General features: G+C 50.5%; 11 protein-coding genes and 1 pseudogene. 9 read left to right on the top strand and 3 right to left on the bottom strand.

Annotated features, from left to right (window positions below; translation table 11 throughout):
- Positions 1-140: 140 nt before the first annotated feature.
- The 7 genes from gatC (at position 141) to IGR76_13690 (ending at position 5,108) form a co-directional block, all read left to right on the top strand.
- Entirely contained in the window at positions 141-437 is a 297-nt protein-coding gene (gene gatC / locus IGR76_13720; GenBank protein MBF2079535.1) for an Asp-tRNA(Asn)/Glu-tRNA(Gln) amidotransferase subunit GatC, read from the top strand.
- Between the two features lie 149 nt (positions 438-586).
- Entirely contained in the window at positions 587-1,189 is a 603-nt protein-coding gene (locus tag IGR76_13715; protein MBF2079534.1) for a hypothetical protein, read from the top strand.
- A gap of 33 nt (positions 1,190-1,222) precedes the next feature.
- The gene (locus IGR76_13710; GenBank protein ID MBF2079533.1) at positions 1,223-1,444 is read left to right on the top strand and encodes a DUF2997 domain-containing protein; all 222 of its coding nucleotides are present in this window, start codon (positions 1,223-1,225) and stop codon (positions 1,442-1,444) included.
- Positions 1,437-1,901: a molecular chaperone GrpE gene (locus tag IGR76_13705; protein ID MBF2079532.1), complete on the top strand. Its 465-nt coding sequence runs from the start codon at positions 1,437-1,439 to the stop codon at positions 1,899-1,901. Before IGR76_13710 ends, IGR76_13705 begins: the two co-directional genes overlap by 8 nt.
- Entirely contained in the window at positions 1,898-3,472 is a 1,575-nt protein-coding gene (locus IGR76_13700) for an Hsp70 family protein (protein ID MBF2079531.1), read from the top strand. The genes IGR76_13705 and IGR76_13700 overlap by 4 nt, the downstream gene beginning before the upstream one ends.
- Before the next feature lie 388 nt (positions 3,473-3,860).
- Entirely contained in the window at positions 3,861-4,268 is a 408-nt protein-coding gene (locus IGR76_13695; protein ID MBF2079530.1) for a transposase, read from the top strand.
- 72 nt (positions 4,269-4,340) lie between these two features.
- Positions 4,341-5,108, top strand: coding sequence for a transposase (locus tag IGR76_13690; protein ID MBF2079529.1), 768 nt, complete (start codon positions 4,341-4,343; stop codon positions 5,106-5,108).
- A gap of 249 nt (positions 5,109-5,357) precedes the next feature.
- Here the strand turns inward: IGR76_13690 and IGR76_13685 are convergent, their stop codons facing one another.
- Both IGR76_13685 and IGR76_13680 read right to left on the bottom strand, forming a co-directional pair.
- Complete coding sequence (locus tag IGR76_13685) at positions 5,358-7,007, bottom strand: GUN4 domain-containing protein (protein MBF2079528.1); 1,650 nt, start codon at positions 7,005-7,007, stop codon at positions 5,358-5,360.
- The gene (locus tag IGR76_13680) at positions 7,007-7,408 is read right to left on the bottom strand and encodes a hypothetical protein (GenBank protein MBF2079527.1); all 402 of its coding nucleotides are present in this window, start codon (positions 7,406-7,408) and stop codon (positions 7,007-7,009) included. The genes IGR76_13685 and IGR76_13680 overlap by 1 nt, the downstream gene beginning before the upstream one ends.
- A gap of 143 nt (positions 7,409-7,551) precedes the next feature.
- Between IGR76_13680 and IGR76_13675 the strand changes: the two are divergent.
- A pseudogene (locus IGR76_13675) lies at positions 7,552-7,905 on the top strand (hypothetical protein).
- Positions 7,906-7,946: 41 nt separating this feature from the next.
- Here IGR76_13675 and IGR76_13670 read toward each other — a convergent pair.
- Complete coding sequence (locus IGR76_13670) at positions 7,947-8,729, bottom strand: C40 family peptidase (GenBank protein ID MBF2079526.1); 783 nt, start codon at positions 8,727-8,729, stop codon at positions 7,947-7,949.
- Between the two features lie 39 nt (positions 8,730-8,768).
- Here IGR76_13670 and IGR76_13665 point away from each other — a divergent pair, with 39 nt between their 5' ends.
- Positions 8,769-9,710 (top strand): serine hydrolase, encoded by a 942-nt coding sequence (locus IGR76_13665; protein MBF2079525.1) that lies wholly within the window; start codon positions 8,769-8,771, stop codon positions 9,708-9,710.
- Positions 9,711-9,981: the final 271 nt, after the last annotated feature.

Below are 9,981 nucleotides of genomic sequence, written 5' to 3'. Positions count from 1 at the left end.
CGGTGGGAGAAGCCCGCACCGTATGTTTGCATCGGTGTCGGGAGTACGTCACACCTACGATTTGAGGTGGATAGCTCAGTTCTTCCCTATCCTATCCAACTCCTAAGCTCAAATTTTGCAAACCTTTAACCGTTTTATTTATGGCTATCGATCGCGACCAAGTTCGAAAAGTAGCGCATCTCGCGCGGCTAGCGCTAACGCCGGAAGAGGAAACTCAGTTTACCTCACAGCTTAGCGATATTTTGGACTATTTCCAGCAATTGAGCGAGTTGGATACGGAAAACGTGCCCCCAACCGCCCGGGCGATCGACGTGAGCAATGTCACCCGTCCAGATCAGCTTAAGCCGTGGGGCGATCGCGAAAGCATTTTAGACTGTGCACCCGATCGGGAAGACGAGTTTTTCAAAGTGCCCCAAATCATGGGGGGCGAAGACTAATCGTTCCGCCCCAAGCGAATTCCCCTTGCCAATGCTTTCTAGACTGCCCTAAGAGCCGTATGCCAGACTACTGCTCTTGGGACATCGTCGTCTTAGGCTGGGAATGCAATACTGTAGCTAACCCTCATTTCAAACCGTGCGTTGTCCCTATGCTGACTCAGATCGTGCGCCCCATGGTGCGAACCCAAATCCGACTTTTGGCCAATAGCCAAGCGACTCGCTCAACCTTGGTCACCACGATCGCCCAATGGCTCGGTTTTCTAGGAGTTCATGCCCAGGTGACGCAGTTGGATGCCGATAGCGATCGCATTCATGTGTCCCTCACCGTGGGCAAGCCGGAAGGGTGCGATACCCACGATTGGCAACAAATTGTCCGCAACCTCAAGACCACCTCCGACCTTGAGATGTGTGCCCAGTCTAGCTATACGGCCATGAATGGGCAACAGCAAAGCAAGTTGCAGCGACTTCTAGCCTACGTGATTCAGATTGGGGATGAACATCAGGGGTATGAGTGGGAACAGCTTCAGCCGCAGTTGATTGCCTTCGGCTTTGATGAAGGGCTGGTCGCAGGTATTCGGTCGGCGTTGAAGGTTCCTCAATCCCTGGAGTTGTTAATGGACGGTTTGGATGCTGACGTAGCGGCGATCGCCCTTCCCAAAGCGGTCAGTATTGCCTTGCTCGATCGTAAGGTCAACTCGTCGGAGGACAAAGCGCTGTCGGCCTTGCTCGATGCCATGAAACAATCAGCATAGACGGAGAACGAATCAGCATTAGAGGATAGACCTATGGCCGAGTATCAGCGCATTGAGTATCGGATTCGTCCCGATGGAACCGTCACGGAAACGGTGATTGACGGATCGGGAACGAGCTGTGTGCAGACAACCCAAGGCATCGAGAGTTCCCTAGGGGCGATCGCCAGTCAGGAACTTTTACCGGAATATTACGACGATGGCGACGCTTCTGTTTACGCCGCTCAAACGCTCAAACAAACTTCGGTAGATGAGTGAGTTTTCTATTTTTTCGTGGATTTTAACCGTGGCGGTGGCGATCGCCCTCTTAGCCCTATTTCATTCTCCTCGTTCCTCGCAGAGAGACATTCCATCCACTCGTTTATCCTCTAAAGCTCAGTTTCAACGAGAGACCTTTGAGCAGTTGCAAACGTTACTGGTCAACTATCCGAGCGCTGCCCACATGGCAATTCAGAATCCCCATCTACCCGCTCGAAATTTAGTTGCACTCTTTACGCCACTTGAACATCTGATTCATCAATGGGGCTATGAATCCATCGGGCAACCCTGGCAAGCGGTGGTATTCGATCCTCAACTGCATCAACCCGATCAACTGGACATCCAACCTGGAGAGACTGTCTATGTTCGCTTTATCGGCTATCGCAACGGAGATGAAATCCTTTGTCCCGCCAAGGTTAGCCGCACCTTACCGCAGATTAGTAACCCGCAATCATGACGGCGATCGCCATTGACTTTGGAACGAGTAATACGGTCGTTTGCCTGACCGATCCCACGACCCAAAAACCATACACCCTTGTCTTTGATTCTCTTTCTCGTACTTTCTCCCGGAAAGATAAATCGATTAGTGTCGTTCCTAGTCTTGCCTTTGTACAATCTCCAGACCGCTTGATCATTGGTCAACAGGTGCGATCGCAACGCCTCGCCCATGCTCAACCCAATCGTTTTTTTCGGGAATTTAAGCGAGATTTAGCTGCAGATTTTCAAGCTCCACCTCGGTCGATCGATGGTGAGCTATATACCGCAGAGGCGATCGCGGAATGGTTTTTACAGACTCTTTGGACACAGGTGAAGATCGAGTGTCAAACATTGAATCTATCCCCTGATCACCTCATTGTAACCGCACCAGTGGGAGCCTTTGAACGCTACTTAAGTTGGTTTCGCCAAGTGGGCGATCGCCTTGGGGTGTCTACTATCCAAATCATAGACGAATCCACCGCAGCAGCCCTCGGCTATGCCGTGCGGCGTCCGCGATCGCGAGTCCTCGTCATCGATTTTGGTGGCGGGACGCTGGATCTCAGTTTAGTACAGACACAAATACCCAACGCTCAACAAGGCTCTATTCGGGCGGACGTGATTGCCAAATCCGATGCCTATGTCGGTGGCATAGACATTGATATGTGGATCGTGGAGGACTATCTTCAGCGCATGGGTTCCTCCCGTACCGAGATTGGTGAATTGGCATGGCAAACCCTCCTTGAACTGGCGGAACGGCTGAAAGTGCGGCTTTCTTCAGAATCAACCGCGACCGAAAGCTGGTTTGATGACGAGCGCTTTATGGCGTACGATTTATCTCTTTCTCGTGAACAGTTCAGCGATTTATTAGAAAATAGACAGCTTTTGGAACAGGTGCGGCGATCGCTCGATGATGTGCTGGCGATCGCCCAGACTAAGGGCGTTAGCAAAGGGGATATTGAGCTAGTGCTGATGGTGGGGGGTAGTAGCCTGATTCCGGCGGTGCAGCAGTTGGTGGTCTCGTACTTTGGACGGCAAAAGGTGAAGCTGCACAAACCCTTTGAGGCTGTAGCGCATGGGGCACTGTCGATTAGCGACCTTGATGGCATTGACGACCATCTACGCCATAGTTACGCCATCCGTCTTTGGGAACCCTACGCCAACACCTATTCCTATTTCAAACTCTTTGACCAGGGCACCGCCTATCCCTGCCAGCGATCGAAGTCGTTGGTGTTGCAAGTGGCGCAAGAGGGACAAACGGAGATTCGGTTAGATATTGGTGAACTAGCAGAAATCGCGCAAGCGGAGGTGATGTACGACGAAAATGGACGGTTGGTAAGTTCAACGTTGAATCGTCAGGAGCGCTATCGATCGCTGGAAGCGCATCAGGATCAGGTCTGTGTTGCTCATCTCAATCCACCCGGACAAATGGGTGTTGATCGGGTTTCGGTGAGGTTTGAGGTGAATGCTGAACGGATGCTCATTGCCACGGTGCGGGATTTGTTGACGGATAAGGTTTTGGTGAATCACCAGGCGATCGCTTGGTTGCAATAAAGATTTTTGGGGCGATCTGCGACTTCTTATTCACACTCAGCAAATCGCTTTCAATCCCACAAAAGAAGTCGCAGATCTGTTTACCCAGAGTAAATTTGGGCATTCTGAGGATATGAATCCTGGCAGATACAATGACGCCAGCGCAAATTTCCCCTCAAGTGGGGCATTTCTACCATGTCTACAATCGAGGCAACAACCGTCAAACTATCTTTTTTGAACGAGACAACTATATCTATTTTTTGCGATTAATCCGGCAAACCTTCCTATAGCTGTGAAAGAGATGGTTAGGGGAAAGGGGGTGTGGGGGCGCTGCCCCCACGCAGGGGTGGAACCCCTGCACCCCGTCCTAACTAACCCTTGGGTTGCTATACTCCATGAGATAGACGTAGTGGCATATTGTTTGATGCTCAATCATTACCATGTACTGGTTTATCTTGAACATGCAGGCTTGTCTCAGGCGATGAAGTCTCTTTCCTTGGCGTATACCAAAGCCATCGATAAACGCTTTAATCGAGTGGGATCGTTGTTTCAAGGGCGATTCCAGAAAATACGGGTGACAGACAGTGGGTATCTGGTGCATTTGATTCAGTATATTCATCTGAATCCGGTCAAGGCTAATTTGGTAAAACAGCCGGAGGAATGGGAGTTTTCGAGCTATCTGGAATATGCGCGATTGCGGGCGGACACGTTGCCGAGGATGGAGTTAGTGCAGCAGCAGTTTGATGATGGGATGTTTTTAGAGGAGGGTGGTTTACCGAACAGTTTGGCGTTCCGACGACTATTGCTGGATGATTAGGAACTCCTAGACCTGGCACTTCTTCAGCTTGTTGGAGGGTAAGGGTTACCAGATCTGCATAAGGGAACATGAATGTCGCGTCAACCCCGTCAATTTCAACCTGGATACTGCTATCACATCACGGTTCGGTGCAATAACCGCGAGTTTCGGCTGATCCGAGAAGAATGTCGGGACGTGCTGCTCTACGCCATTAAAAAATGTCAGGAGAAATACGGGTTTAAGCTCTTTGCGCTATGCATCATGAGCAACCATGTCCATTACCTGTTGCAGCCTGCCCAACCCGATGATGTTCCCCGCATCATGCATTGGCTGAACTGGTACACCGCCATGTGTTTTAACCGAATGCTGAACCGTAGCGGACACTTTTGGGAAAAACGCTATCACAGCACCGGATTTCCCCTCCATGACAAACGCCGCGCCTTGAACACGATTCGGTATATCCATGCGAACCCCAAGGCGGCCAATATGCAGCAGGGATTTTTCTACGACTATAGTAATTATGGCGTTTATGACCGACTTACCCAAGATGGCCTGACCCAGTGGCATCCAGCGTTTTTGGCGTTGGGGGCAACGTTGGAGATTTGCGCGGCAGCCTATCGCAAGTTTTGCAAACGCTATAAGCCGAAGCCGAAGTCGGAACGACGCAACCATTGGGGTAGTAAATTGTTAGCGCAAATTCGGGCGCGGAGCCGGATTAAAAAGAAACCGAGTCCTGGGCAAAGGTCGCTTTGGGAGGATTGGGCTATTCCGGCGGCAGAGATCCGGGATGTGGCAAAAACGTTTGTATTAGCGAATTGTTTTGACCCGGAATTTACGCGAATGAAGTTTGACGGGTCGTAGGTGGGTCGGGGAGCAGACCCCCGGCTTTTTGAAAAAGCCGGGGGTCTAGCCGGGGTTCTCGGTGCCAGGTAACGGATCGCTGAAAAGGAGAAAAATCGTGGAGAACTAACTCTGTGACAAAACTTTAGGAAACCTCAGGACTGGCTCGTGCTACAGTTCACAAGTCTCTGTGCGAGAGAAGAGATACAAACCAAACCCCTCCGCATCACAAACCAAACACTCCTAAGTGAATCCCTACTAACGATGTCTTCAGGAAAATTTACCAAAACAGGAAAATTTCCAGGAAAATTTCCCCTTTAACCTTTTTTCTTCAGGAAAATTTACCAAAACAGGAAAATTTCCAGGAAAATTTCCCCTCCGCATTTTTTTGGACGGTTTGAGTTCTGAATATCGAAGCCATTTACCATTTTTTCGCCAGCCCACCGTATCACAAAAATGCTCCCAGGCGTTGTCGCCCGGATAGCTGCCATCTAGTTTAACACCCGGAATCTGACGATAAATCTCCTTCTGCACACTAAACCCAAACAGCCCCTTGCTGTACTTCACCCACAGCCCATCGATCGTCTTCAAATCCGTACACGGGAAATGGAACAGATCATTAGATTCAACATTCCACCACGCTCCTTTCCCGATCACCTCCAGCATGCGATCGGCAGTTTCCTGGTCTGCCTCTTTCCACTTCTGGGCTTTTAGCAAATCACGCAGCTTGGTATAGTCAACGGCTTTCTCGCTACTGAGGTCGTCTTCTATTTGGAGGGAGGCTAAGGGGAGTATAGAGTCGTTTTTCGGGAACTGAACCTGCACTGGCTCTACTTGCGGCAGCGGAGCTGCACTTGTGATTTCTTCCTCAATCGATTGCACATTCTCATCTAACAATCCCAATACTTGCTGAAGCTGGTTCAAGCGCTTACGTTCTAGCTCTCCCAACGGATAGCGGTGTTGAACTGCCTTTCGGAACACATCTTCGTAGCGTTGAAGTTTAGCCTGCCGCTGACGGATCGGTTCTAAAATTTCGGCCTCGATTGCCTCAGCATCTACCTCTGATAAACCCAGCTTGCGTCGCCATTCTTCCAACAACGGACGGCTCAAAATCTCGTCAATCTCGTCTCTGTCCTCTTGAACAATCAGTTCCACTTCCTTACGATATTTCACCATTGGATCACCCAGTGGTGCTTTGGCAATCCGCAGCTGATATCCTTCATCTTTCAGCACAATGATTTTGGGTGTCATTGCAGGGGATTCTTCCTGCACTTTACGCTTGGCGTAATCATGCAGTTCTTGTACTGAAATTGCGCCATCACCATCCAGATCAGCCGCGCCCGTGCGAATGCCCTCTACTAAATAGTGGGTGTAAATCGATAGAGAACCGTCTCGCTGTTGAAAGGAATATTGGATTGAACTGGAAGACGTAAGCACCACCCGTCCTTCAGCACTCAATAGCCCTTCAAGGTTAATAGCATCGTCATCTTTAGACAGCACATCGCCAAATGCCCCACTGAAGCAGCAGTCCAGAATAATAATCTGTCGTTTGGCTTTGCTCTCGCGGATGCGATCGCGAATAAAATTAGCAGAAATCGCTGTTGCTCGCACCAATTCTTCCTTTTGCTTGCGAGTGTTGCAGGCCGCAAAATAGAGATCCGATTGGGCATCCTTTACCCCATGTCCAGAGATATAGAGTAGCGCCAGATCATCTTTTTGCCGTTCTTGAAACCAGGTTTCTATCGTCTCAGCAATTTCGGTATGGGTTTTGTTGATCAACGGTTGAACCTGGTCGAATCCACCCATTGCAGGATCATTCAATACGGCTGCGATCGCCTCCACATCCTTTGGAGCCGCAGGTAAAGGTTTCAATCCGTCTGAATATTCACTTGTCCCAATCAGCAACGCAACTCTTGCCATTACCCTTCGCTGGTATCGCTTTTTACTACTCTAACCGTCAAGTGGGAAATTTCCTTTAACGCTTCCAACTGCTGTTCGAGTTGTTCCGTTGTTCGGTACTCCAGCTTCACATCTCCATACTCAATCTTGAGCGTTGCCCCTGCGATCCTTTCTCTCAGCCACTGAAACACGGCGATCGCATTTTCCAGGTTCACTTCTGCCTTGAGAATGCCCAGGTCAAATCCGGCTTCTCCAGCTTTGCTGCCCTCTGGAATATCGACGGATCGCGCTAGGGTTGCAGCTTCTGCCAACCCATCTCTCAGTTCAGCCGCAAGACGCTGAGAATACGCCTCCAGTTCTTCCGGCTCTAAATCCAGCCCAGCCTCATTTAGGTCAATGAAAAGGTCGAAAGTCTTTGACATCGTTATTCGCGCGAAAAGAATTATCTAAATTTTAACTCTGGTGCATCCAGTTGTAGTTGTAGAGGCGCACATCCTGGCAATTCTTGCACATCCTGCCCCAAAGACCACAGAATTATAGATGCATGAGCAGTAAGGAAACATCTATGGCAACACTGACTATCGAAATTCCAGACGATTTGATGGAATGACTCGATCCCATCCGCGATCAGTTGCCCGACCTTCTGCGTCAATGCCTCCAACCCGATCGCCTCTCCACCAAAGTCTATCGCCATATTCTCAACTTCCTGACCAGTCAACCAGCCCCGGAACAAATTGCAGCATTTCGCCCCACCCCAGAAATACAAGAACGATTGCGCTATTTACTCACTCGCAACAGTGAAGGATCTCTTACCTCCGAAGAATCTCAAGAACTCAACGAATACGAACAAATCGAGCATCTAATCATCCTACTGAAAGCGGGCAACTTGCCGTATCTGACGACCGGACAGCCATCGTGACCTCTATTTCAGAGTCCATACTCCCAACTCTACGATCGCTCTCACGGTGTCCCTGTCGGCTGATAACACTTCACCACACGCCCCGCCCCTTTCAGCAGTTCATAATATCCCCGACTCACTGGATCATCACTGGGATAGAGCGTATCGATGCCAATCCCATTCCGTCCCTTATCTTTGCCCGAACTGTGGATATACTGTCCCTCTCCTAAATAAAGACCCACATGGGTAATTCGTTCTGCATCGCCAAAAAAGATCAGATCCCCAGGCTTTACCCATGCAAACCACGCCTCAGAGAGAGACTCTGGAACCCGATCCATCCACGTTTGGGGTAACGTTTCACGGGTAAACGCCGCCTGCTGATAGGCATCGCGCGGCAACCAAATATCCGCCGACAAAAACGACGCCTGCATTAATCCCGAACAATCATAATTTGGCCCTGCGGTTCCGCCCCAAAGATACCGATTCGGTTGGTGCATGGCCTGGTGGGCAAAAGAGATTACGCTGGATAGGCGATCGCCAATCTGTTCTGCACTCAGGGCGATCGCCCGATAGGGAGTCTCCGCCTCTTCAATCAGATCCAGATCTTCCACCGCCAGCCAACCCGGATAATCATCCTCACAGAGACACACTCGCACCGCTTTCTCTGCCAATTCGCCCGCATCGGTCAACGGGAGTGTTAAGATCCGCAGTTGTCGCCCTGCGATCGCCTGGGTCGCTAGTCCATCTAAACTAGACTGACTGTATAGGTTTACCGTACCAAGGCACTGGTACTCCACTGTAGGATTTGCGGCAAACGTCTGTTTGAGCGCGGCAATTGACACCATAGACACAAGTTAAAATTCTGGACACGAGGTCATTTCATCATGCCATTCTTTCGGGACGACGAACAGTTAAAAACCTTGGGCGATCGCATTCTAGAGTCCACCTGGCAAGCGTTCCCAGAGTTAGCACGCAACCAAATTGCCATGACCTGGATCGTGTATGACAATCCCGTTCCCGTCAACACTGGCGGAGCGCTGAGTCCAGCAGAGTTTTGGCAACATTCGGTGCGGGGGTACGAATATCGCGGCGTCGAACGGATCTATCCCGCCAGTGTGGTGAAACTGTTCTATCTCCTAGCCGTGCATGAATGGCTAGAGCAGGGGATGATTCCACCTTCTGCGGAACTCGATCGCGCCGTTCGCGACATGATCGTAGACTCTAGCAACGACGCCACCAGCCTTGTCGTAGACGTTCTCACGGGAACCACCAGCGGCCCCGAACTGCCCGTAGGTCCCTTTGGAACCTGGAAATCGCAACGCAACATCGTCAACCGTTACCTCCAGTCGTTGCAGTGGGACGAGTTTCAAACCATCAACGTTAACCAAAAGACCTGGTGCGATGGTGCCTACGGACGAGAGCGGATCTTTCTCGGTGAACTGATGGACAATCGCAACATGTTAACGACTAATGCGGTGGCGCGGCTGATCCATGCAATCGTGGGTGGTGTGGCGGTTTCAGCAGGGCGATCGCAGCACATGATGGCTTTAATGAAGCGGAGTCTTGACCCGGCTGAACTGGCAGCCGATCCCGAAAATCAAGTCACGGGTTTCTTGGGGGCAGGACTCCCCCTCGAAACAAGCCTATGGTCGAAAGCAGGACTCATGAGCCAAGTCCGCCACGATGCCGCCTATATGGAAATACCCGATCGCCAACCCTGTGTTTTGGTGGTCTTCACTGAGGGGAAAGCTAATAGCAAAAATGAGTCTATTTTGCCCTTTGTGGCACAACAGGTTGCAGGTGCACTCGCTGAGTTAACACCCTAGGGCGATCGTGGATGTAATCAATCTGAAACCTGTACGGGCGAGTACAGCAGACCGATTGATGCGTTGCAATAGATTGATCAGCAAAACCCGCCCCTACCCCCATCCCTATTCCAACCTCATAACTACCATGTCTACCGTTGCCTACATTGCCATAGATAGATTGATGCCCCCGAGTCCCATTGATGCAGAAGGGGGCGATCGCCCCCTTTCATGCCATTAATCGGCTTTGTTGCATGATTAGAAAAACGGTCAGGTTCGCCTTGAGAGTGTC

Source organism: Synechococcales cyanobacterium T60_A2020_003, from assembly GCA_015272205.1.
Taxonomy (GTDB): domain Bacteria; phylum Cyanobacteriota; class Cyanobacteriia; order RECH01; family RECH01; genus JACYMB01.
Note: the sequence above shows the minus strand (reverse complement) of the source record. Positions and strands in the feature narration are given on the sequence as shown.

What these genes read in the sequence shown, in the direction of transcription:
- IGR76_13710 (MBF2079533.1), top strand. Translation starts at nt 1,223, where the DNA reads ATGGCCGAGTATCAGCGCATTGAGTATCGGATTCGTCCCGATGGAACC.
- IGR76_13680 (MBF2079527.1), bottom strand. Translation starts at nt 7,408, where the DNA reads ATGTCAAAGACTTTCGACCTTTTCATTGACCTAAATGAGGCTGGGCTG.
- IGR76_13705 (MBF2079532.1), top strand. Translation starts at nt 1,437, where the DNA reads ATGAGTGAGTTTTCTATTTTTTCGTGGATTTTAACCGTGGCGGTGGCG.
- IGR76_13685 (MBF2079528.1), bottom strand. Translation starts at nt 7,007, where the DNA reads ATGGCAAGAGTTGCGTTGCTGATTGGGACAAGTGAATATTCAGACGGA.
- IGR76_13700 (MBF2079531.1), top strand. Translation starts at nt 1,898, where the DNA reads ATGACGGCGATCGCCATTGACTTTGGAACGAGTAATACGGTCGTTTGC.
- IGR76_13670 (MBF2079526.1), bottom strand. Translation starts at nt 8,729, where the DNA reads ATGGTGTCAATTGCCGCGCTCAAACAGACGTTTGCCGCAAATCCTACA.
- IGR76_13665 (MBF2079525.1), top strand. Translation starts at nt 8,769, where the DNA reads ATGCCATTCTTTCGGGACGACGAACAGTTAAAAACCTTGGGCGATCGC.
- IGR76_13690 (MBF2079529.1), top strand. Translation starts at nt 4,341, where the DNA reads ATGTCGCGTCAACCCCGTCAATTTCAACCTGGATACTGCTATCACATC.
- IGR76_13715 (MBF2079534.1), top strand. Translation starts at nt 587, where the DNA reads ATGCTGACTCAGATCGTGCGCCCCATGGTGCGAACCCAAATCCGACTT.
- gatC (MBF2079535.1), top strand. Translation starts at nt 141, where the DNA reads ATGGCTATCGATCGCGACCAAGTTCGAAAAGTAGCGCATCTCGCGCGG.